The sequence below is a fragment of the Streptomyces capoamus genome (assembly GCF_014654935.1).
GTDB lineage: Bacteria > Actinomycetota > Actinomycetes > Streptomycetales > Streptomycetaceae > Streptomyces > Streptomyces capoamus.
In genome coordinates, this window is record NZ_BNBF01000036.1 from 1 (window position 1) to 22,283 (window position 22,283).

A 22,283-nucleotide genomic window follows, 5' to 3' on the forward strand; every position below is an offset into this window, starting at 1 on the left:
CATGGCTCGGCGCAGCAGCGCCTGCTCCGCCACGGTCATGGACGCCCATCTGCTCATGACCGGCATGATCGCACGCGGTATGCCCGCCTCCTGGGCGGTCATGCGGTTCGGGTAAGGCCGTCCGGCCCGCAGGGGCCCGACGGCGGGACCACAGCCTGGACCGGCCGGGCGCGTGGGAGCCGCCTGCCAGGAGCACCACGCCGTCGGGCACCAGAAAGCCGGCCGGGGGTGGGCGACTTCCACCTGCCAGCCGGCCCGGCGGCGTCCGACCGGGTCGGCTCCCCTCCGTCTCCAGGCGGCGCGTGCCTGTCCCGTGAGGGGTCACGGGCGTCCGGCACGGCCCCTGCGGTGTTCTCGGGAGGCGCGATGACCGGCACGATCACGGACACCACGCTCAGCTGAGGCCAATCGTCGAGGTTGCGCTGCGGGACCTTTGGTCAACAGCGTCTACGGAAAGAACCGGCCCGCACTCGGATGGTCCTGAGCGCCGTCCACGCAGATGTTGGCGCCATTGACCCCGCTGGCGCGGGCCGACAGGAGGAAGCACGCCACGTCCGCCACTTCGTGCAGCTCGACCAGCCGCTCACGGGGGAAGTCGTCGCGGGCGAAAGCCTTGTACTGCTCCGGTCGGTTGTCCCGGAGCCAGGCCCAACCCCCGCCCTCGAACAGCACCGAGCCCGGGCTGAGCGCATTCACCCGGATGTTGCGCGGGCCCAGTTCCTGGCCGAGTGTGGCGGCAAGGTGGATCTCCGCCGCTTTCGCCGAGGCGTACGACGATTTGGGGCCCGGCTTCCATCCGGTGATCGACGCCACGATGAGCGCACTGCCGCCCCCGCGCCGCTCGAAGTGCGGCACCGCACTGCGGATGGCGTGGGCGGCATGCAGCACGTTCAGCTCGTACGTCCGCAGCCAGTCCTCGGGCGTCGAGTCCAAAAGCCCGCCCCCGAACACACCGCCAGCATTGGCCACCAGCAGGTCGAGGCCTTCCATCTGCTCGGCTGCCTCGTCGACGGCCCGGGCGAGCGCGTCCGGATCCGTGACGTCCGCCTGGACCCCGGGCAGTCCTGACTCCTTCAACCGTTCTGGATCCCGTCCGCAGACGGTGACCGCCGCCCCCTCTTCAAGGAGCGCCCGGCCGATGGCCAAGCCGATGCCACTGCTTCCCCCGGTGATGAAAGCGGTCTTCCCCGCAAGTCCTAGATCCACGGCGGCAGCCTGTCAGCAGACGCCGGCACGATCAACCTACGTGATCATGCTGGTCTGGACTTGGTTGGACGGTGCCGCTTGAGGTTGTTCCGGGTTTCGTGTGGAGGACGTCGCGGGCCTGGTCGGCGGCGCGGGCGAGACTTTCGGAGACGTAGTCGAGGAAGCGGGCGATGTTCTCCAGCCGGACGGCGGCCGGGGTGCCGGGGTGCCGGGGTGCCGGGGACGAGGATGCCGACGCCCTGGCGGGCGGTCTCGGCGACCTGGGCCGTGGAGCGGACGCTGGCCATCATGGCCTGGTACCGGACGTCGTCGTCGAGGGCGTAGCGCTCACGGCGGCGTTCGTCGCGTTCCCGGCGGACGAGGCCCTGGCTCTCCAGGAACGCGATCGCCCTGGAGATGGACGCCGGGCTCACCTGGAGGCGCTGGACCAGTTCGGACGCGGTGAGGCTGCCCGCGTCGCTGGTGCAGAGGCAGGCCATCACCCGGGCCATCATCTTGTGCCGCGCGGCCGCGCTCCTGCACACGATCGTGCGCCTGGAGCCACTCCCCCGCCACAACAGCCTCTTCGCCGCCTTCGTGGCCGCTCAGTACATGGACCAGTCCAGCGAAGGCACCGACCCCCCATACGGCGCCCTGTCTGACCTCGTCAGGAAAGTCCGGGACACCCGACTGAGCGTCTACGCCGTCGCCGCGACCCTGCACTCTTGGCGCGTCTGATCCACGCGCCAAGCGGGATGATTCAGTTGCCTGCAGCACGGCCGGCCGGTGCACTACGCGGTGCTGCCGCAAGTTCCTGCTCCACCGCGTTGTGGCTTCCGGCTGATTCAGCCGGGCACTCATCCAGTCAGCAGCCTACCCAGGGCCCGTGCCGCGGCCGCAAGCTGCGGATGGTCACGCCAGGCGTTCGCACGCCCCTGGGCCGTTCGCCCAGCCCGGGCAGATGGGCGGTATAGAACGCGCGGCCTGCCGCAGTGGCCTCATAGAACTGGCATTGATCGTCTCGCGGTGTGCCTGCCGGTACCGGGGCGATCAGGCCGGCTCGGAGCAACGGATGTGCATGCCGGTCAAGCGCCAGCAGTGAGCCGAAGTAGCGGGTGTCGCACCCCTCCACCGCCCCGCGGAGCAACCCCAGCTGGTGAAGCGGCAAGTCTTCCACGATGCCCCCTTCTCGATCGCTTGCCAGTGTTCCACGCACGGAGCGGCATGCTCCTGCGAAGCCGTGACCGAACCGGACATCGCCCTCGCGCTGACGCCGCCACCTTGCCGGCGAATGAGCCTCGCACGCCCCGCCGAACTCGCCGGGACCATCAACGCCGGCCGGGCGCTGCGGAACCGTCGCGCGCGCCGCGGACGCCTCGTGATCGGGGTGATATCGGTCCTGGCCCTGCTCGCCGCGACCCTGGCAGGCGTGACCTACAACCGCAACCAGACCGTCACCCGGCAGTTGCACGCCCAGGCCGCCGTTCTGCTCGGCCAGGACGCCCAGCGCCGGGCCGACAGCGCCCAGGGCACCGCGGCCCTGCTCGCCCTGTCCGCATGGCGCACCGACAGGACCCAGCCGGAGGCATACGGAGCGCTGTTCAAGCTGTACGCCCGGCTCCGGAACACGGAGGCGGTCCGGGAACTCCCCATCGACCACGCGCTGTCGTTCACCGCCGCGCCCGATGGCAGCGCGGCCGTCGTCGTCGACCAGCGCGGGGTGGTCCACCGCCTGACCGGTCTGCTGGGGCGCGTCGAGGACCAGGTCTTCACGCGGACCCGGGCGCTCGGCGAGCACACGCCCCAGGTGGAGCTCAGCCCGGACGGCCGGCGGGTCGCCCTGCTGGACGAGCGCGAAGGCCTGACGGTGTGGCGCCCGGACCGTCCGGACAGCCCCGACCGGCTCCCTGTCCCGGCGGGCTGGGACGCGGCAGAGAACCTGCGCGACCTCGCCTTCTCCCCCGTCGGCTCCCGGCTGGCGGCTCTGTTCGCCGGCCCCCCGGATGGAAAGTCCGAGCGCGGTCGGCTGGGCCTGTGGACGATCGACGGCGGCAGGCTGGTCTCCCGGCGGACCCTGGGTCCCGGTTCCTTCTACCGGGTGGCGTTCGGAGCACAGCCCGACAGCGTTCTGCTGTACCACGAAGGGGACAACGGCGGTTACCTCCGGGTCGACCTGCGCACCGGCGGCGACACCGGCTCCCTCCCCATCGAGTACCCCGCTGATCTGGGGCTCCGGGGGCAGGCCGTGGCCGACTGCACCCCCGGGGGACTGCGCATCCGGTCCACGCGCGACGGCGCCCCGCTGCACACCGTGGCGACCACCGACTGCGCGTCCCAGCTGCTCGACGCCACCCGCCGCTACGCCGTCGTCGAACCCGGCCAGGCACTCGGCTCCTCGGACCTGTCGACCGTCAAGCTGGTCGACCTGCGGTCCGGTCTGGTGTCCTGGACCACCGCCCCGGCCCACGAGGCGCTGGACGGGGCCGACTTCGCGGTGTGTCCACGCGGGGACGGCAGCCTGTCGGCCTCGCCCTCAAGGGCGGGGAACTGCTGCGTTTCACCGCCCCCCGGCCCTCGCGGCTCGTCCGCTATCCCCTTCCGCACCAGGCCCCGGAACTCCTTCTCAGCGATGACGGGCGCTTCCGCCTGCTGGGAGACGAAGAGAAGGAGACCGTGCGGCTCCTCGACACCTCCAGCGGCGTCACAGCCGAACCCGCGCACGGTGTGCAGCAGCGCCTCCTGACGGCTTGGACGGCAGGACAGACGATCTTCACCTCCGACGGCCGCCACCTCGTCGCCGCCGAGGGGGACTCCATGACGGTCTACGCCACGCCCCGGCTGACACCGGAACGCACGCTCACCCTGCCCTCGGCACCTGGAACGCGCGGCAGTTTCCCCGCGAGCCTGGCCGCCGCGGACGACGGCAGCGTGCTGGCGCTCCATGCCGGAGCGCTGAGCCGCTGGAACCCGGCCACCGGTCGCCGGCTCGGATCCCCCCTGCCCTTGGCCCAGGGCCCGGACCTCGCCTGGCTGGCGGCGCACGGCTCACGAGTCCTGCCGCGTCCCCGGCATCCGGCGCAGGCGCTCGTGCGGGGGCGTGACGGTGTGACCCGCCTGCGGGACCTCGGCGCACGACGCTCGCGCGGCGCCTTCCAGGCCGACCCGGACACCATCGGTGACTGGCCGAGCCAGGCCTTCGACGCGACGGGCGACACCGTGGCCGTGATGAGCAACATGAAGGCCGAGCACGCGGCGACGATCGAGTTTCTCCGACTGCCGGACTTCCACCGGCTGGCACCGCCGCTCCAGGCCGGTGACACCTACGGACTGGTCGGGTTCGGCCCCGACGGCTACCTGATCTCCCGGAGCCCCGATCACCTGGGGGTCTGGCGCTGGAACACGACCAAGGAGATCGCCGACCTCGCCGTCCCCGACTACCTGTGGTCCGTCCACGGCGCCACGGTGCGGGGCGTCACCGACACCGGATCGGTCACGCTGCCCCTCGACCCGGACCGGTGGCGTGCCCAGCTGTGCCGCGCCGTGCACCGGCCGCTCACCCGGGCCGAACGCGGGCTGCTGCCGCACGGAACGGCCCCGGGCGAGCCCTGCACAGACTGAGCCGGCACACCGGCCGGGCGGTCGTGACGGACCTGCCCGGACACCCGCCGGGACGATACCAGTTGATCTTTCATTCATACCCAGGAACAGCCCTACGAACGGGCGTGCTCCGGCTCGCGCAACCACACGAACCAACAGCCGTTCTGCCCCGCAAGTGGGAGGTTCAGCCGCGCCTCTCCGATGTCAGGGTTCGGGGTGCGGGGGCGTACACCGCCGCGCCGGCCCCGCCTTGGAATCAGTCGAGCTGTGTGCAGACGCTCGTCCGCAGCGCTCGCTTGATCACCCATCCTGTGGTGCCCTCGTGCAGCCCTGACGACTTACGGGTGCCCGACGCGCTGCCGGAGTCGTTCAGCGGAAGTGGTGCAGGTGTTCGGCGAAGAAGGCTTCCAGGGTGCGCGGGGTGCGGCCGGTCAGGCGGGTGAAGACGCCGTCCGGCGACTCCTTGCGAACTATCGCGAGCTGCTGGATCTCCACCACGTGGGCCGCGAGCCAGTCCGGCATACCGGCGCGGGCAACCAGATGGGCGTGCAACTCGGCCGGGGCCAGGTGGAGATAGCGCACCGGTCGGCCCAGCAGCTCGCCGAGCAGCTCGGCGAGTTCGGGGTGGCTGTAGGCCCGCCCGCCGGTCAGCGGGTACGTGGCGCCGGCCAGCTCGGGACGGGTGAGCACCTCGGCGGCGGCGTCACCGATGTCCCGGACGTCCACGTAGTTGCACCGGGCCTGCCCGGTCGCCCCGTGCACCACCCCGGCCGCGGCGATGCCCGGGGCCAGCAGGAGCAGCTTCTGCATGAAGGCGTACGGGCGCAGGACGGTGGTGAGGATGCCCGAGGAGCGCAGGCGCGCCTCGATCTCGTGGTGTCCGCGGGAGACCTTGACCAGGGAGTCCGGTTCGGCGGCGGGGGCGGAGATCTTGATGATGTGCTCCACGCCGCAGTCGACGGCCGCGTCGACGGCGTTCAGTTCGTGCCGCACCTGGTGCGGGCCGTTGGCCATGGTGAGGAAGAGTTGGTGTGCACCGCGAAAGGCCGCGCGCAGGGAGTCGGGGTCAGCGGCGTCCACCGGGCGGGTCTCGGTTCGGGCGAGTGTCCGGTCGTCGAGTTCGGCGGACAGGCGAGCGGGGTCGCGGCTGAGCGCGCGGGTCGGAACGCCGAGGGCGGCGAGGCTGCGCAGCGTGGCGCCGCCGGTGGCACCGGCGGCACCCATGACGACGATCATGAGGTAGACCTTTCGGGACGGGGCGAGGAGTCGAGCGGGTGCCCGGCTCCCGGGTCGGCGCGGCTGCCGCGCCAGCGCCAGGTGGTGATCGTGGCGGCGATCGCCGCCGAGACCGGCAGGTCGACCGGTAGGCGACGCAGCCAGGGGTTGTCGGCGAATGCGGGGGCCAGTAGAAGCCAGTGCTCGACAGCGAGACCGGGCAGGAGGGCGAGTGCCGCGGCCGCCAGGCCCGTTGCGGCGGCCGCGAGGGCGCGGGGTGTCCGGGTGGGTCGGGAGCGGACGCGGCGACGGCGTAGAAAGGCACCGAGAGCAGCGGCCACCAGGGCGGAGCTGCCGCCGATGGTGGTCGGTGCGGCGGCGGCAAGCTGCGGCTGGTGTGTGACGACTCCGCCGAGCCCGGCCGTGACAGCTGGCATGGCGTAAGCGGTGACGACCTCGCGCCACAGCACGAAGGGAGGGGGCGCGCCGGGGGCCTTCTTGGTCATGTTTCTCCCTGTTTCACAAAAATATGATTAGCCTCCTAAGTATCAGTGCTTAGGGAGCTAACTATTGGGTCGGGGGTGACGACGGGCCGTTGGGTCGACCCGCCCGGGGTCTGGCGGAATCGCCGTTGGCGGGGTCAGTCCTCGGCGAGCGCTTCGATGCCGGCCACGATTCGGGCGAGCAGGTCGAGAAATACGGTCCGCTCCTCGACGGAGAGACCCGCGACCATGGACTGCATCCGGGCGAAGTGCTCCGGTGCAAGCTCGCGCAGCCTGTCGGCGCCGCGAGCAGTGAGGATCACGACGTTGCCCCGCCCGTCGTCGGTGGACGGGCGGCGGGCCACCAGACCCTCCCGTTCCAGCCCGTCGACCAGCCCCGTGACGGTTGCCCGGGAAACCCCCAGGCTGGTCGCGAGCTGCGACGGGGACTTCTCGCCGCCGTGGTCCTCCAGGTCCGCCAGCAGCCGGTAGCGGCCGGTGGAGAGCCCGAAACGACCGAAGTGCACTTCGCCGGCCTGCCCGATCCGAGCCCCCGCCGCCATCAGGCGGGCCGCCACCAGGACCGCCTGGGGGTCGGCCGTCAGGCCGTAGCGCGCGATCTGGCGTCGGGCCTGTTCGAGGGAGGGGGCGGCCGGATCGGTCTGGCGGTGCGGCGTCATGCAACTAATATGGGACCTAATCAAATGATCCGTCAAACGCATGGTGGCGCCACGGGAGCTCCTACGGCGCGAGGAGCGATCCGAGGCGGCGCCCAGCCGGACCGGAAGCGACCACCACACGACCACGCATGACCATCCCGCCCTAGCTGGGGGGAGTGCCCACATGACAGGTCAACGCGCACGAACAGCGTGCTGCAGCAACGGGCTTGGTCAGCTTGACCAGTGGATTTGCTGTACAGGGGTGCTGCAATGGCGCACCGCGAAATCGGGTGCATGGCCACGATGCCCTGGCGCAGCGCCAGGCCGAGTGCGTCTCTGGTGAACGCGCGGCAGATTGTGACGAACAGGGCGACTTCGGCGCCGTGCTCGAGGCGGGCAGTACCGACGAACTTCTGCATGTCTGGCGAGCACACACTCCGGTGCGCCGCGTACTTCTTGCACTGGATGACCAGCTTGCGGCCGTGGGCCAGGTAGCCGACGACGTACGCGCCCAGGACAAGGCGTCGACCTCGGCCGTCGGCAACTCCCGCGCCCGGGACTCCTCCTGCGCCCGCCACGCGCGGTCCTGTCCGACCGCATGCCGGTGCGCCCTCAGCAGCATCCAGCTGGCCTCGCCGACCACGGCCGCGGCGAGCACGGCCACCATGACGGGCCACACCACCGACCAGTTCGGGCCACCCACACCACGGCGAACAGCGTCGCCACCGCGCCCCAGACTTGCAGCTGCCTGCGGGGCCGCTTCTTCAAGCGCCGGCGTCGTCGACGTGCCGCCATCACTCTCCCGCTCCCCAGACCCGTCCCCCGCAGGAGCAAGCGGACGCCATCCGGTCCGTGCCTGCGCATGCGCTCATCGGCTGGCCTGGGTGACGCCGCTCGCCAGCTGCCCCTGGATGTTCGCCCCTGACCGGCCAGCCGTCCAGCACGGTGCCGCCGGTGGCCGGGAGTTCCCAGGCCCGGTCGGCCATCAGGCCCTGGAGCACGGCGGCGAACCCGCTCGGTTCTCGGCCGTCGCGCCGTACGACCGTCTGCTGGCGGCGACGCGGTGTGGGGGACCTCGCTGTCGCCGTTCTCTGTTGTCGGCGCTGTTTGCCGCCCTATCGTCGACCTGGGGCGATTGAGGGGGCGTGGTGCGCGATACGCGGCTGGTGCAGACAGCAGTGATCGGTGATGAACACTCCGACGTGCCGGTGGTTCTGCCAACCGAGGCGATCGAACTCGATGTCTTCCGCCGCGCCCACGCCCACGACACATTCTGGTGCGGGCTCCTTCTGGGTGGCTGCGGGGCCCGGCTCGCACACAAGCTGTACGTCGACCGGCAAGGCCACTTCCAGCACTACCCGCAGGCCAACGGTGCCCCGCACGCCTGCCGGCGGCCGCGGGTCGGAGAGTCCAGCGCCGACCATCTGTATGTAAAGTCGGCGATGTCCCAATCGCTGCTGGAGCACGGCCGGGTCGGCTGGTTCGCTTTCCCGCCGCCGATCGGGTCGCTGCTGGACGTGGACCTCGAGGACGGCATCGGCTTGCGCGTCCACATGGACGGCTCGGTGCCGCCCGACTGGGCAGGCGGCCGCACCCCCGTGCTGGGCCCCGGAGTGGTGCCGGAGCCGGGCGTGCTCTCCAGCTGTCCGTACGTGTACAGGGTGCGATGCGAGAGTGACGGCGCCAGCCGCCGGATCTGGATCGGTACCCAGAGCCTGGCCCATCCCACCGAATGGGTCCCCCTCGCCGACTGCTCCTGGACCGACAGCGGCCTGATCACCCCGGCCGCCACCGAGATCCTGCGCCAACGCCCCTCCGCTTCGAGCCCGGCATCAGCCCAGGCGGCACCTCACTCGGGCGCCTTATCCGAGAGCATCACGCGGTTCATCCGCGGACTGGAGGCAGCCCAGCGCACGGGAACCGTCGAACACGTACGGCGCCTGTGCGCGGGCAGCGGGCCCTTCCTCGAAAGCCTGGATGCCGCTGCCCGCGGCGAAGCAGAGCAGGCACTTCAGGAGGCCCGGGCATGGCTGGCCGGCCACGAGGCCTACCAGCAGCGGGTCTTCGCCGACCTTGCCAAGGCAGTCACCGAGAAGCGGGCCTGGGACGCCCGCTCCCATCTGCGGACCGCCACGACACTCACCCGACGCGGTGCCAGCGCCTCAGAACAGCGCATCCTGGACATGGCCCGAGCCTTCCTCCGCCAGCAGGACCACCTCCCCGTCGCCAGATCGGGTCGGTCCGTGCTCCACTCCCTCCCCCTGCCGCCGCACCCCAAGCGCAAGCGTCCCAAAACGCCGCAGCAGACTCCCAAGCCTCGGCGTGACCCCAGGCCTCCGGAAGCGCTGAAAGAGCGGAAAAAAGAGCCGAACGACTCCCGGAAGGAGCGGCGAGCACGAAATGCGGCCGTACGCCAGGCCAGGAGCCTTCTTCAGCGCCTCGACCAGCGTTTCCACCTCTCCCCGAACGAGCAGCGGCGGCTGACGGAGGAGCTGGCCGAAGCAGTGAAAACAGCCGGGGACTGGCTATCCGCCAGTGAGCGGCAGGAAGCCAGTTTCTGGATCAGGAAGATGTCCCGAAAGCAGAAGCAGGCCCGCGAACGCCAGGCGCGCCGCGAGCTCCCACCACATGTATTGGAATCCGCCGCCGCTGCCGTCCGCGGGGCGCTCAAGAAGGCCGCCCGCGAGCAGACCACCACCAGCTGGGTCCGGCTGGAGCAGCAACTCGGCTCAGCGCTACCCCACATGACCCTCGCGGACCGTATCCAGGTTCTGACCCTCGTCGACCAGGCCACACCCGCCGACCAAGCACTCCTGTCGTCCCTTGTCGCCGCCGGAGACCCGGACATGACGACGTCCTACCGCAAGGTCGCCGGCGCTTTGGGCCTGGACATACCGGCTGACGACGACCAGCTGCGTGACGTCCTGGAAGCCGACATACAGCAGGTTCACCACCACTGGCGACACCAATAGCCGTCCGACTCACGCGCGTGTGACGGACCGAGATTGCACACATCGACAGACGGTCGGGCCGCGTTCGCGGGCGAGATCGGCGAGGCCAGGGAGCTTCAAGTTCCGCGGCGCCGTTTACGCCTTGTCCACGTTGAGCGGGGCGGAACGGGCCGCCGGGGTGATCGCGGGCTCCTCGGGCAACCACGCCCAGGCCCTTGCTCTTGCCGCTCAGCTGCACAAGGCCAAGGCCACCGTCTGACTACCCTGCCTCCGCTTGGGGCGGAGACGCCGGACGGCGTCTACACGCAGGAGGCCAAGCAGAACGGAGCCGTCTACCAGCCGGGAAGCTGTGGCTCGGGCCGCCGGGCATGACTGCCTCAAGTCACAGCTCAACCATGGCCGCGTACTCCCCGGATGCTCATGCGTGTTTATGAGCACGTTCGACCGGGGGCGATCGGCCGCCGTCGGCCCACTTTCAGCTACCGGTTCCAGAACCTGGTCACTGGGAGGATGGACGGGTGAAAGCTGACGAATTGGGGTGCTGGGAACCTGAGCGCCCAGAGGACATGGCTGACCTTTTCGCCAAGGCGGCCTTCCCATGGTGGATCGCTGGCGGGTACGCGATCGAACTCGCGATCGGTCGTGAGCTGCGCCCGCACGGCGACCTCGACGTCCTGATCCTCCGCCGCGACCAAGTCCTCTTACGTGATCTTCTGGCTGGTTGGGATCTGTTCGTAGCTGATCCGCCTGGTCTGGGGCGATTGTGTCCGTGGCATTCTGGGGAGGTTCTTCAGCCGCCCCTCCACGACATCTGGTGTCGGCGTACACCGGAGGCACCCTGGTCAGTGCAGCTCATGCTGGATGAGTCTGAGGGTGACGAGTGGGTCTCGCGGCGCACACCGCAGATCCGGCTTCCGATCGAGCGGGTGGGGCGGACGAGCGCAAGCGGCATTCCGTATCTCGCACCCGAGGTGCAACTCTTCTATAAGGCGAAGGCGACGCGGGACAAGGACGAGACCGACTTCGAGGCGGTTCTGCCGCTGCTGGAGGAGGGACAACGCGTCTGGTTGGCGGAGGCGATCAAGGTGATCGTGCCGGACCACCCCTGGCGACGGCGGCTTCTATCAGTCAGCTGAACGTGAGAAGCGGTACGTCGTAGAGGTCGGGGTTCCGGGGCCGGGTCATCGTGGGCGAACCGTTGGCCGGCGCCCGTGCCACCCGCTCGCTGCGGGGCGGACCGAGGGCGCCGACCATTCGCGCTGTACGTGCGACGGTCTCCTCCCTCATGTCCCTGGCATGAATCAGAGCGGTTCGCAAGCGGCAGCATTCCTCCGGGATGCCCGTCCGAGGCAAACACGTGAACGGCCGCGGCACACTGGACCTACCTACACACCTGCGCCGCCTCTGCGGCCCGTCGCTCCGTCGGCTGTCCGGAGCGACGGGGGCATCGGCCCGGTCGGGCAGGCGCCCATACCTCTTAGTGGAGGCTGCCGACAAGGCCCACGTGGAAGGGGGTCAGCTCGTCGACACGTCCGGCGAGGACCTTCTCCAGCCACTCGGGATCGCCCAGCAGGGGCCGGCCGACCGCCACGAGATCGAACTCGTCGCGCTCCATGCGGTCGAGCAGCTCGCCGATGCCCGTGACGGTGGCCTGTTCGCCCTGGAACACCTGGAGGAACTCGTTGCTGAGGCCCACCGAGCCGACGGTGACGGCGGGTTTGCCGGAGAGCTTTTTCGCCCAGCCCGCCAGGTTGAGGTCGGAGCCTTCGAACTCAGGGAGGTTGAACCGCCGGGTGGAGCAGTGGAAGGCGTCGGTTCCCGCGTCGGCCAGCAGGCCGAGCATGGTCTCCAGTTCCTGCGGCGTCTCGGCGATCCGCGCCTGGTAGTGGTTCACCTTCCACTGGGAGAACCGGAAGGAGATCGGGAAGTCGCCGGAGACGGCCTCCCGGCAGGCAGCCACGACCTCGGCGGCGAAGCGGGTACGGCCGGCGACGTCGGCGCCGTAGGCGTCGGTGCGCCGGTTGGTGTGGGGCCACAGGAACTGGTCGATCAGGTAGCCGTGGCCACCGTGGATCTCGACGCCGTCGAAGCCCAGGGCTTCGGCCGCCGTCGCGGCCGAAGCGTAGGCCGCGACCACGTTGTCTATGTCCGCCTGGGTCATCTCCCGGCCCAATTTGGTGCCATCCAGGGCGACACCGGAGGGGCCGATCCGCGGGGCGTCGGGGACCGGCGGATTGCCGACCGTGCGGTCCATGCCGACGTGCCACAGCTGCGGCATGATCCTGCCGCCCGCTTGATGGACTGCCTCGGCCACGGCCGACCAGCCGCCCAGCGCCTCGTCGCCGTAAAAGTGCGGGACCCGGGCGCTGTTCCCCGCGGAGTCGTGGCCGACGTAGGTGCCCTCGGTGATGATCAGCCCGACGCCGGCGGCCGCCCGTCGGGCGTAGTACTGCGCCACGTCGTCGCCCGGCACACCGCCGGGCGAGAACTCGCGCGTCATCGGCGCCATCACGACGCGGTTGGGCAGCGCGAGGCCGCCCAGGGAGAAGGGACGGAGCAGAATGTCCTTGGCACGTTCAACGGGATACGTGGGCATTGATGTTCGCCTTCGGTAAAGGCCGACCGCACGGCGACGGGGGAACCGTGCGGTCGGTGGCTTGGGTGGTGACTGGGGTCGGACCGGGGGTCGTGCTCAGTCCCCGGGAGGGGTTCGGGGCGGAGTCTTTCCCCGTGCCGGCCTCGGTCGGCGTCACGGCGGCCGCCGGGGCCGGGGTCGGCGTACGCACGAACCACGCCGTGACGAACGCGATCGCGGACAGGAGGGCCGCGCCGAACAGGACGCTGTGCAGACCACTACTGAAGGCGTCCTCGACGGCGTTGCGCATGCCGGTCGACATGTCCTTCAGCACGGCCGGGGTCAGTCCGCCACCTGCGGTCAGCCGCTCCTCCGCGTCGGAGCCGACCCGCTCGGCCAGTACGTCGCTCAGGCGGCTGCTCTGCACGGCTCCGAGAACAGCGACCCCGAGGGTGCCGCCGATGGTGCGCACCAGGGTGACCGTGCCAGTGGCCGCAACCATGTCACGGGGAGCCGCGTTGTTCATGGCGGTCAGCAGGGTGCTCTGCATCAGGATCCCGACTCCCGCCCCGACGACCAGGGTGAGCACGGAGGCCACGACGAGCGGGGTGTCCGTGGAGAGCAGGAGCAGCAGCAGCGCGCCGACGAAGGTGACGGTGCCTCCGGTGAGCGGCACGACGCGGTCCAGGCCGCCGCGGTCCATCAGTCGCCCGGTGGTTAGTTGGGCCGTCAGCATGCCGAGCATCAGCGGCAGCATGAGCATACCGCTGGCCATGGGCGATGAGCCCTGGACGAACTGCATGTACGGGGGGAGGTAGTTGATGACGGAGACGAGGACGGCGCCGACCAGGAGGCTGAGGACTTGGGCGAGGGCGAAGTCCCGGTTGACGAAGAGCCAGGGCGGCGTGATCGGTTCGGCGGCGCGCAGTTCCACGCGGACGAACCAGGCCAGGCTCAGCAGGACCACGACAGCGAGTCCGGTGATCTGCCAGGACGTCCAGGCGTAGGTGTCACCGGCCCAGCCGGCCAGCAGGGTGAGGGCCAGGATGCCGGCGGCGAGCAGCGCCGCGCCGAGGTAGCCGATCCGCCCCTTGACGCGTTCGGAGGGCACCCGTACGCCTTTGGCAACCGCCGGCAGCGCGATGAGGCCGATGGGCACGTTGATGTAGAACGCCCAACGCCAGTTCACGTAGTCGGTGATGAACCTGCCGAGAAGGGGGCCGCCGACGAACGCGACCTGCAGCATGACGCCCACCATCGACTGGATGCGGCCTCGCTCCTGCGGTGGCACCAGCACGCCGATGACCGAGAGCGCCCCCACCATCAGGCCGCCCGCGCCGAGGCCCTGGACGGCACGGAAGACGATGAGCTGGCCCATGTTCTGTGCCAGGCCGCACAGCGCCGTCCCAACCACGAAGAGCACCAAGGAGTTCGTGTAGGCGCCCTTGCGGCTGAGAGGTCGCCCAGTTTTCCCCAGATCGGGGTGGACGCGGCCATCGTGAACAGATATGCCGTCACCGACCAAGAGAAGTGGTCGAGGCCGCTGAGGTCGCCCACGATCGTGGTGAGCGCGGTGCTGACGATCTGTCCGTCGAGCGTGGCCAGGAAGATGCCGAGCATCAGTCCGAAGACGCCCAGCCGCGGCAGAAAGGATCGGTCGGGTGCGGGTGTGTCGGTCGCTCGGTCCTTCATCGCTCCCCCCAAGGCACATGTGGCCGGACGTCAGACCGCGTACGGGCGAACACGCCTGGCCTCGCGCAGCGTCTGTCTCCACCAGGTGAGCTGGTCGAGCATGGCCTTGGCCGCGACATCGCACGCCGGGTCGGTCGGCTTGCCGTCGTTGCCGAAGACCGCGCCGTAGTTGTGGAAGCTGACGGTGTTGCGGATCGTGACCGCGTGCACTTCCGCGAGCACCACCCTCAGCTGCTCGACGGCCCGCAGAGCGCCGGCCAGGCCGCCGCAGGAGATGAAGCCGACGGGCTTGGCATGCCACTGCTCGTTGTGCCAGTCGACGGCGTTCTTCAGCGGTGCGGGGAAGCTGTGGTGGTACTCGGGCGCGACGATCACGAAGGCGTCGGCCTGAGCCAGCCGCGGCGACACCGCGCTCAGCTGTGCCACGACCTCGTCGGAAGGGGGCCTGTCCGAACGCCGGGAAGACGGTCGGCAGCGGCGTCCCGACGAGGTCGATCAGGTCGGCCGCCATGTCCTCGTGCTGGGCGATGTGTCCGGCTATCCAGTCGGCGACGACCGGACCGAACCGTCCGTCCCGGGTGCTGCCGATGATCACCGAGGCCCGAAGGGGGCCGTCAGTCACGTCAGCCATGGAAGGCTCCTCGATGCTGTGTACGTCGTACCCTCTCCGTACAACGTACGCACCGTTGTGTACATTGTCCACTCCGGATACGATGTACACGTAACAGCGGGCGGAAGGAACCCAAGCGATGGCCTCCCAGGAGAGACAGGCAGCGAGCGACGACAGGGACCACGTCTCCCTATGGGAGCGTCTCGAGCGCCCGGCCCCGGCCCCCCGCACCACCCTCACCCCCCAGCGGATCGCCAAGGCCGCGGTCGGCGTCGCCGACGCGGAGGGACTCGACGCGGTCACCATGCGCCGCCTGGCCACCGAACTCGGCGTAGCCCCCATGGCCGCGTACCGCTACGTCACCGGTAAGGACGAGCTCCTCGAGCTGATGGTCGACTTCGTCTACGCGGAGCTGGAGCTGCCGGACGGCAAGGAGGGCTGGCGCGCGACCATGTGGTCCCTCGCCCTGCGGATAAGGGAGGTCCTGCTGCGGCACTCATGGGTGACACGGGCCACGTGGTGCGCGCCGACCCCCAACCAGTTGGCCGTGCCAGAGGCCGCCCTAGCCGCGCTCGACGGCCTTGGCCTCGACGCGGACACCGCCATGGCGGTCTACAGCACCGTCACCGCCTATGTGCACGGCGCGGTCGACTCGGAGGTCGGGCTGGCGCGGATGCTGCGTGTCCGCGGCTGGTCCAACCGCGAGGAGGCCCGCTCGGGACTGGCCTCGCAGATGGCCTGGCTCGTGAGCACCGGGCGTTTCCCGATGTACGCACGCTACATCGGCGAGGCCGAGCACAAGGACGATCTTCAGTGGCAGTTCGAGACCGGGCTGGACTGCGTCCTCGACGGCATCGCGGCGCGCCTGGCGGTCTGAGGACATCTCCGGACAGGTCAGCCCGCTGCAGAGAAATTACATGTAGCGGGCCTTCGCTTGTCCGTTCCTATCGCGGCCGGTTCACGGACCAATGTGTGGGGTGTCAACTCCAACGGCGACATCTACAAGTTCTCCGGCAACGACGCCGGGGACCCCAGCCCGTGGGTCAAGATCCAGGGCAAGGCCGTCGACATAGGAGCCGCGGCGGACGGCACCGTCTGGCACGTCAACAGCGAAGGCCACATCTACCGCTACGCCGGAGACCAGCCGGGCTGATCGAGGCCATCACCGGCGCAGGAAATGCCCTGGACCCGGCAGAGGTCCAGGGCAACCCGAGGACAACACCGGGGCGCCGGCGACTTCCGTCCTGACTCCGCCGCCGGGCTACGGCGGCGAGACGCGGCGGCCCCGGCCGACGCGCAACCGGCTGAGCGCGCCCCGATCCCCGGCCGCAGCCGCACCGCCCATCGCGGCGTGCTGCGCAGGCGCGGCCGTGGCCGTGCCCACCGCCGCGAGACAGGCTACGAGGGCGAGAAGGGCGGTGCAGGCGCCAACGCCCGACGCGAGCTGGGGGACATTGATGTTCCTCCTAGTAGTGCAGCGCACTTTGGCACACCACGCCCCGGCTTGATCGGGTATGCCACCCGAATGGTGTGACGGGGAGGCCGGGCGAAGTGGCAGCCAGCGGTTACTGTCCGGCTCCTTGTCCCCTTGACGCACACCTGGGCGACACCCCTTGGACGGGCAGCGCGGCCGACGTAATCGCACGCATACAGAAGGGCACCAGCGGTGAGTGGGAGCGTGAACCGCGAGAACATCACCCAGGAGAAGGTGCAGGCCGTCTTCAAGGCGATCGACACCGACGGCGACGGGTGCATCACCGGGCCGGAGATCGTCGACTTCCTGGAGAAGCGCGGCAGTCTCAGCCCGCAAAAACTGCGGGACTTCGGCCGCTTGGACCAGGAGCGGGACGGCCGGATCGACTTCGACGAGTTCGAATACGCGGTGAACCAGTGGTACTTCGACCTGGAGGGGGACAGCCCCGAGGCGCGGGCGGTGGAGGAGATCTTCCGACAGGCGTGAGCGGGCCGGCAGGGGCAGGATCTGAGACGGGGTCGCGTCACCCGATGCAGGTGGCGCGGCACCCTCGCCGTAGGGACGCCTAGTTGTACGGCTCATCCATCGTAATGGTGAAGCTAAGGACCATGACCTGCTCGTACCGCGGAGGGAACTTCTGGGACAGCTTGAGGAGGGACTTGGCATCGACGTCGACGTCATCCTGCTCGATGGTGATCGTGCCGCCCTTGCTGTCCTTGTGGATACCGTAGGTCAGCGCTGAGCGTCGTAGTTTCCGCCTCAAGTACTCCAAGGCCAACCGGCCGCTCAGTCAAAGCTGAGCCAAGCACAGTAGTTGTCACCGGCAGAGCCGGATGACGTGGCGAATCAGACCGAACGAAGCAGCTTGGTTGTCACCGACGAGGCATGGCGCTTGTCACAACTGCTCATTCAGCAGCCTTTCTGTCACCAGTCCCGCGACCGACTGCTGGAGGGGTGCGCAGCCGTAGACGTTCTCCCTGAGGCCCGAACATGATCAGATACTCGACCGGTCCGTCGGATCCGGCGTTCGCGACTCCGTGAAGGATGCGGGTGTCGAATTCGACGACGTCCCCGGCAGTCAGGACGAGGTCCTGGCTGCCGAGTGCGAGCCACAACCGCCCGTACAGGACACACAGCCACTCGTAACCCTCGTGGGACACCTGCCGGGGCCGCCCAGGCGGCTCCGCAACGGCAGGCAGGACATGCTTGTGGGCGTGCAGGCCGCCGACGTACCGGGTCAACGGAAACACCGCCTTGTCATCGCCAAAGCTGTGCAGCGCCGTGCTGCGGGGCTCGGCCGCAGGGGCGGGTGCGGTGCCGACCAGCTCGTCCAGGGCGACTCCGTATTCCTTCGCCAGCTGCAGCACCACCTCCAGGGTGGGCTTGCGCCGGCCGGTCTCGATCCGCGACAGGGTACTGGGCGAGATGCCGGTCGCGCGGCTGACATCGGCGAGTGTGACGGCACGGCGCTCGCGGACGACCCGTAGCCGGGGCCCCATCGCCGCCAGCGTCTGGGCCACGTTGTCTCCTGCCACCGTCCCCGTTCCTTCTCGCGGTGCCGCTTCACCGCCTTGGCCTGCAAGCTTGCCAGAATGGCAACGCTGATCGCGCGGAGTGGCCGCCGGGCAGCATGATCGATGGGTACCCCGGCCCCGCCCGCGAACCGAGGAGAAGTCGCCCATGCGATCCGAGCCGACCGCCGCACTCCGCCACCGCATCGTCGAGGCCCCGGCCGGGCGCCTGCACCTGGTCGAGCAGGGCTGCGGCCCGCTGGTCCTGCTCGTGCACGGCTTCCCCGAGTCCTGGTACTCCTGGCGCCGCCAGCTCCCGGTCCTCGCCGCGGCCGGGTACCGGGCGGTGGCGATCGACGTACGTGGCTACGGCCGCTCCTCCAAGCCCGCCGCGACCGACGCCTATCGGATGCTCGACCTGGTGGAGGACAACGTCGCCGTAGTGCGTGCCCTCGGCGAGGAGAGCGCGGTGGTCGTCGGCCACGACTGGGGCTCCAACATCGCCGCCGCCTCCGCGCTGCTCCATCCCGGAGTCTTCCGCGCGGTCGGCTTGCTGAGCGTCCCGTACGCGCCGCCCGGTGGCCCCCGCCCCACCGACGTCTTCGGCCGGATCGGCCGCGCCGAGCAGGAGTTCTACGTCTCCTACTTCCAGGAGCCCGGTCGCGCCGAGGCCGAGATCGAGCCCGACGTCCGGAGCTGGCTCGCAGGCTTCTACGCGGCCCTGTCCGCCGACACCATGCCGGCCGAGGGCGAGCCCGACCCGCACTTCGTCGCCCGCGGCGGCCAGCTGCGCGACCGCTTCCCTGCGGGCCCGCTCCCGGCCTGGTTGAGCGAAGAGGACCTCGACGTCTACGCCGGAGAGTTCGAGCGCACCGGCCTGACCGGCGCCCTCAACCGCTACCGCAACATGGACCGCGACTGGGAAGACCTCGCCCCCCACCGCGGATCCCCCATCAAACAGCCCGCCTTGTTCGTCGGCGGCGCACTGGACGCCTCCACCACCTGGATGGCCGACGCCGTCGACGCCTACCCCACCACCCTCCCCGCCCTGTCCGCCTCCCACCTCCTGGACGGCTGCGGCCACTGGATCCAGCAGGAACGCCCCGACGAGGTCAACAGCCTGCTGATCGACTGGCTCGCCACTATTCAGGGCTGAACCAGGCGGGCTACCGCGAGCGGGCCGCGCAGAAGTAGCGCATGGCGGTCTGCTCGGTGATGCCGAACAGTCACACCGCACGTACTCCACTGACAACAAGCGTGCCTATGTGACAACTTCCGCGCTTCGGCTCAAAAGCGACAATTCAGCGGTCACGCTTTCGCCTCGAGTCAGTAATCCAGATCGAGGTAGTCGATGTCGTTGATTTCCACGTCCGTCAGTCCCATAGCGCGCCCGCCGCCGTCCTGGAAATAGACCTCCTTGAACCCTTCGGCGATGATTCCGCGCATCTGCTGGTCGCTGGCCCCCGCGTCGCGGGCGTCGAAGAGACGGCGGGCGTACTGCGGGGGGAGGTGCACGGTGAGCCGCCTAAACCGTCCGTCGTCGGTCGTGCCGACCGGTGCGGTGTAGCCGAACCGGGCCCGGGTCTCCACGGTGATCCCGGTGCTGGTGGACGCCTGCTTCTGCCGGCGCTTGCGCACCAGCGGCTGCCACCGCTTCCCTACGGCGTCGTCGATCTTCGCGGCGACATCGGCGCGGGCGTGCTTGCGGGCGCCGCGCCGGTACCTGTTGACAGAGTCGGCGGTGACGCCGATCTCCTGTGCGACGGCCTTCGCGCTGCCGAACTGCTTGATCAGGAACCCGACCTGGCCCTTGAGGGTCTTGGGCGGCTCCTTGGTGAACGCCTCCCGGTCGGCCCGCTCGATGGCGTCCTCGATCTCTCCGGCCACGGCTTTAGCTCCCTTCGAGGGTGGGGTCCTGGCCGTCGGGGTCGACGAGCCGGAACCAGGTCTCACGCGTCTCGCGCAGGTCATGCCGCCACAGCTCGAACCGCGCCGAGGCCCGGCGGGCGCGCAGGGAGAACCGCAGGGCCTCCGTGCGCGCCTCCAGGCGATCCAGCGTCCGTTCCCGCTCCGCGTCGGCCTCGAAGGACCGTGCGCCGCTGGTGTCGGTGGCCACTCCCCTACCCTCGTCCAAGACGGCGTCGCCGCCCTTGATGTGGCGGGCCGGGTTGAGGCCCTTTTCCATCAGCTCCACCGCCCACAGCATCGGCTGGACGTCTTCCAGCTTCGCCAGGCCCGGCGTCGGCCCGAGGCGGAAGCCGCCCGGCTGCGGCTTGCCAGAGGCCGCGGAGGGGAGGAAGTCCAGCGGGCTCGCGCCGGCGAGGGGTAGACGACGCAGTCGGAGAGCACGGCGAGCGGGAACAGCCCGGTCATCTTCGCCATGTTGTTGAGCTTGCGGTGCATGTTGACCCGGGCCTTGCTGATGACGGCGGCCCGGATGTCGGGGCGCCAGGTCGGCCGCTGAAGGGCCGGCCACCGCTCGCCCTCCTTGTAGTGCTTGCCCTGCGGGCGCTCGCGGAGCTTGCCGACGCCGCCCTTCACCGTGGCCTTGATGGCCGCGAGGACGGCGGCCAGGGCCGGGTCGACCTGCTTGTGCTGCTCCATCGCGGCGAGGAAGGCGCGGTCGTCCAGGTGCTTAGTGACGCCGAGGTCGGCGAGGGTGTCGACGTAGGCGTTCTTGAGGCGGTCGTGCCACGGGTCCAGGTACGCGCCGGTCTCGCGGCGCAGGTACGCCTCGATCGGGTGGACGTCGTAGCCGAGCTCCTGGGCGTAGGCGACGGTGTGCGTCTGGTACCAGGCCGGGCTCGTCGGACGGGAGCCGTCCGGCGTGAACGGCGAGGGCAGGCGCGGGTTCAGCTCGATGTGGGACAGGTCGACCAGCCAGCTCCTGGGGATCTTCGGGTTGAACTTCGGGGCGTGGAAGTGGTCCGGAGCGCTGAGGCCGACGACCAGGCGGGCCGCGGCGGCGAGGAACGCGGTGTTGAGGTCCAGGCCGACCGCGAAGGGCATCATGCACTCCTCATCGCTGAGCGAGTCCACCGACCGCACCCACTGGTACGCCTCCTCATCGAGGAACCCGCCCGTCCAGCCGGACTGAACGACGACCGGGTGCTCCGGGGTGGCCTCCGGCGGCGCCGGGTCCATCGGCTCCGTCCCCAGCGAGCCCGGGTTGTAGGCGGAGATCCAGTTGCCGGTCTCCTCATCGCGCTCCGGCTTCGTCGGCGGGCGCAGCGCCCTCATCAGCTCCAGGCCCGAGACGGCCGTGGAGCCGCGCGGGGTGATGACCCGCTGGGCGTACACCCCGAGGACGCGGGCGATGTCGGCCGGCTCCATCTCCGCCACGCCGGGCCAGGACCGCTCATCGAGGGCGTCCCACGACAGGATCGCCAGCTGCACGCACTGCCGGTCGCGTCCCTGCGCCTTGCGGTAGATCCGCGCCCACGGGCCGAAACCGCGCTGCGTGAGCTGCCACTTCGCCTTCGCCACCTGCTTGACGACCGGGTGGTCCTCCGGCAGGCGCAGGGAGCGGCGCTGCTCGTGGCCCTCCAGGCGCTCAGGCAGCCCGAGCTTCACGGCGGCCGCGGCGGTGAGCACGATCAGCGGGTCGGAGTCCTTGCCGTAGCGGTTGAGCTTGGGCGCACCGAGGCCGGACTCGCGCAGCGTCCACTCCACCAGCTCCGGAATCGTGGTCGCCGGGCAGTCCAGCACGATCCCGTCGACGCCGTACGCGGAGCCGTCGCCGTCCAGCACGGCGAGCGGGCCGTGCGGGAAGCGCGGGTCGACAGCGGGCTTCGTCGCCTTCTTCGCCGCCGGGCGCCGCGACGTCGCCGGACGGGCGGGGCGCTCCGGAGCGGCGGGAGCCTCCACCTACGCCGGGGCCGTCGCCTCGGTCGCGGCCGGGCCCGTGAACGTCTCCGGCATCACCAGCTGCGGAGCGGCGGCCGGAGCCACGGGGGCGGCAGGCGCAGGCGCGGCGGGGATGCCGTGGGCGGGGTACTTCGCCGCCCACCCCTTCAGCAGCCGCTGGTACGCCTCCAGGCGCGGCGACTTCGGCTCGGAGCGGCCGTTCTCCCAGTTCTTGACCGTCTGCGTCGTGGTCTTCAGCGCGGCCGCGAGACGGGCCTGGGTGATGCCAGCGGCCTCGCGCAGTCGTGCCGCCGGGCGCCCCGGCCGGGACGGTGCGGATGGTCACCGGCAGCCGGGCCCGGCAGGTGAGCGAGCAGGAGGCCCGCGACTTCGGGATCTCCACCAGGACCCCGATGAACTGCGCGCTCTCCTCAGCCAGCCCGCCGACGAGCACCTCGACGCGCGCCCGGTGCAGGCGCGGGCACC

General features: G+C 70.2%; 20 protein-coding genes and 3 pseudogenes. 10 read left to right on the top strand and 13 right to left on the bottom strand.

The genetic code is table 11. The features are described from left to right. Window positions 1-447: 447 nt before the first annotated feature. Together IE312_RS34915 and IE312_RS34920 are read right to left on the bottom strand one after the other, a co-directional pair. Window positions 448-1,206 carry an SDR family NAD(P)-dependent oxidoreductase gene (locus IE312_RS34915; RefSeq protein WP_189986271.1) on the bottom strand — a complete coding sequence of 253 codons (759 nt, stop codon included), beginning with the start codon at window positions 1,204-1,206 and terminating at the stop codon, window positions 448-450. Between the two features lie 31 nt (window positions 1,207-1,237). Further along, a pseudogene (locus IE312_RS34920) lies at window positions 1,238-1,703 on the bottom strand (MarR family transcriptional regulator); the annotation flags it as partial. On the opposite strand from IE312_RS34920, the gene IE312_RS34925 reads away from it, so the two are divergent. The 3 genes from IE312_RS34925 (at window position 1,603) to IE312_RS34935 (ending at window position 4,803) form a co-directional block, all read left to right on the top strand. Next, entirely contained in the window at window positions 1,603-1,923 is a 321-nt protein-coding gene (locus IE312_RS34925; protein ID WP_229900805.1) for a toxin Doc, read from the top strand. The pseudogene IE312_RS34920 and the gene IE312_RS34925 sit on opposite strands and share 101 nt — an antisense overlap. A 553-nt stretch (window positions 1,924-2,476) precedes the next feature. Then, window positions 2,477-3,928: a WD40 repeat domain-containing protein gene (locus IE312_RS34930; RefSeq protein ID WP_189986275.1), complete on the top strand. Its 1,452-nt coding sequence runs from the start codon at window positions 2,477-2,479 to the stop codon at window positions 3,926-3,928. Beyond that, window positions 3,859-4,803 carry a hypothetical protein gene (locus IE312_RS34935; RefSeq protein ID WP_189986278.1) on the top strand — a complete coding sequence of 315 codons (945 nt, stop codon included), beginning with the start codon at window positions 3,859-3,861 and terminating at the stop codon, window positions 4,801-4,803. Before IE312_RS34930 ends, IE312_RS34935 begins: the two co-directional genes overlap by 70 nt. A gap of 348 nt (window positions 4,804-5,151) precedes the next feature. Here IE312_RS34935 and IE312_RS34940 read toward each other — a convergent pair whose 3' ends face one another. The 4 genes from IE312_RS34940 to IE312_RS44055 form a co-directional block, all read right to left on the bottom strand. After that, window positions 5,152-6,018 (bottom strand): NmrA family NAD(P)-binding protein, encoded by an 867-nt coding sequence (locus IE312_RS34940; RefSeq protein ID WP_189986280.1) that lies wholly within the window; start codon window positions 6,016-6,018, stop codon window positions 5,152-5,154. Further along, complete coding sequence (locus tag IE312_RS34945) at window positions 6,015-6,503, bottom strand: hypothetical protein (protein WP_189986281.1); 489 nt, start codon at window positions 6,501-6,503, stop codon at window positions 6,015-6,017. Before IE312_RS34945 ends, IE312_RS34940 begins: the two co-directional genes overlap by 4 nt. Window positions 6,504-6,637: 134 nt before the next feature. Further along, the gene (locus tag IE312_RS34950; RefSeq protein ID WP_189986284.1) at window positions 6,638-7,159 is read right to left on the bottom strand and encodes a MarR family winged helix-turn-helix transcriptional regulator; all 522 of its coding nucleotides are present in this window, start codon (window positions 7,157-7,159) and stop codon (window positions 6,638-6,640) included. A gap of 32 nt (window positions 7,160-7,191) precedes the next feature. After that, window positions 7,192-7,815: a restriction endonuclease gene (locus tag IE312_RS44055; protein ID WP_306419858.1), complete on the bottom strand. Its 624-nt coding sequence runs from the start codon at window positions 7,813-7,815 to the stop codon at window positions 7,192-7,194. 468 nt (window positions 7,816-8,283) lie between these two features. On the opposite strand from IE312_RS44055, the gene IE312_RS34960 reads away from it, so the two are divergent. The 3 genes from IE312_RS34960 (at window position 8,284) to IE312_RS34970 (ending at window position 11,225) form a co-directional block, all read left to right on the top strand. Continuing rightward, window positions 8,284-10,110: a hypothetical protein gene (locus IE312_RS34960; RefSeq protein ID WP_189986286.1), complete on the top strand. Its 1,827-nt coding sequence runs from the start codon at window positions 8,284-8,286 to the stop codon at window positions 10,108-10,110. A gap of 19 nt (window positions 10,111-10,129) precedes the next feature. Then, complete coding sequence (locus IE312_RS43910; protein ID WP_268254395.1) at window positions 10,130-10,348, top strand: pyridoxal-phosphate dependent enzyme; 219 nt, start codon at window positions 10,130-10,132, stop codon at window positions 10,346-10,348. A gap of 307 nt (window positions 10,349-10,655) precedes the next feature. Continuing rightward, on the top strand, window positions 10,656-11,225 hold the full coding sequence (locus IE312_RS34970; RefSeq protein ID WP_189986344.1) for a nucleotidyltransferase domain-containing protein: 570 nt from the start codon (window positions 10,656-10,658) through the stop codon (window positions 11,223-11,225). Window positions 11,226-11,566: 341 nt separating this feature from the next. Here IE312_RS34970 and IE312_RS34975 read toward each other — a convergent pair whose 3' ends face one another. The 3 genes and pseudogenes from IE312_RS34975 to IE312_RS34985 all read right to left on the bottom strand — a co-directional run bounded on the left by IE312_RS34975 (window position 11,567) and on the right by IE312_RS34985 (window position 14,987). After that, window positions 11,567-12,685 carry an NADH:flavin oxidoreductase gene (locus IE312_RS34975; RefSeq protein ID WP_189986289.1) on the bottom strand — a complete coding sequence of 373 codons (1,119 nt, stop codon included), beginning with the start codon at window positions 12,683-12,685 and terminating at the stop codon, window positions 11,567-11,569. Continuing rightward, window positions 12,666-14,087 (bottom strand): MFS transporter, encoded by a 1,422-nt coding sequence (locus tag IE312_RS34980; protein ID WP_229900807.1) that lies wholly within the window; start codon window positions 14,085-14,087, stop codon window positions 12,666-12,668. Before IE312_RS34980 ends, IE312_RS34975 begins: the two co-directional genes overlap by 20 nt. A gap of 299 nt (window positions 14,088-14,386) precedes the next feature. Next, window positions 14,387-14,987, bottom strand: a pseudogene (locus IE312_RS34985) (NADPH-dependent FMN reductase). Window positions 14,988-15,105: 118 nt separating this feature from the next. Here IE312_RS34985 and IE312_RS34990 point away from each other — a divergent pair. From IE312_RS34990 to IE312_RS35000, 3 genes are all read left to right on the top strand, one after another. Next, on the top strand, window positions 15,106-15,843 hold the full coding sequence (locus IE312_RS34990) for a TetR/AcrR family transcriptional regulator (RefSeq protein ID WP_189986291.1): 738 nt from the start codon (window positions 15,106-15,108) through the stop codon (window positions 15,841-15,843). A gap of 57 nt (window positions 15,844-15,900) precedes the next feature. After that, window positions 15,901-16,119 (top strand): tectonin domain-containing protein, encoded by a 219-nt coding sequence (locus IE312_RS34995; protein ID WP_268254396.1) that lies wholly within the window; start codon window positions 15,901-15,903, stop codon window positions 16,117-16,119. Between the two features lie 525 nt (window positions 16,120-16,644). Further along, window positions 16,645-16,926: an EF-hand domain-containing protein gene (locus tag IE312_RS35000; protein WP_189986293.1), complete on the top strand. Its 282-nt coding sequence runs from the start codon at window positions 16,645-16,647 to the stop codon at window positions 16,924-16,926. Window positions 16,927-17,005: 79 nt separating this feature from the next. Here IE312_RS35000 and IE312_RS35005 read toward each other — a convergent pair whose 3' ends face one another. Both IE312_RS35005 and IE312_RS35010 read right to left on the bottom strand, forming a co-directional pair. Next, window positions 17,006-17,218: a hypothetical protein gene (locus IE312_RS35005; protein WP_189986294.1), complete on the bottom strand. Its 213-nt coding sequence runs from the start codon at window positions 17,216-17,218 to the stop codon at window positions 17,006-17,008. A gap of 127 nt (window positions 17,219-17,345) precedes the next feature. Then, window positions 17,346-17,975: a helix-turn-helix domain-containing protein gene (locus IE312_RS35010; protein WP_189986295.1), complete on the bottom strand. Its 630-nt coding sequence runs from the start codon at window positions 17,973-17,975 to the stop codon at window positions 17,346-17,348. Between the two features lie 145 nt (window positions 17,976-18,120). Here IE312_RS35010 and IE312_RS35015 point away from each other — a divergent pair, with 145 nt between their 5' ends. After that, the gene (locus IE312_RS35015) at window positions 18,121-19,107 is read left to right on the top strand and encodes an alpha/beta fold hydrolase (RefSeq protein WP_189986298.1); all 987 of its coding nucleotides are present in this window, start codon (window positions 18,121-18,123) and stop codon (window positions 19,105-19,107) included. Window positions 19,108-19,277: 170 nt separating this feature from the next. Here IE312_RS35015 and tpg read toward each other — a convergent pair whose 3' ends face one another. Then, complete coding sequence (gene tpg / locus IE312_RS35020) at window positions 19,278-19,838, bottom strand: telomere-protecting terminal protein Tpg (RefSeq protein ID WP_189986300.1); 561 nt, start codon at window positions 19,836-19,838, stop codon at window positions 19,278-19,280. Between the two features lie 235 nt (window positions 19,839-20,073). Continuing rightward, a pseudogene (gene tap, locus IE312_RS35025) lies at window positions 20,074-22,121 on the bottom strand (telomere-associated protein Tap); the annotation flags it as partial. Between the last annotated feature and the right edge of the window lie 162 nt (window positions 22,122-22,283).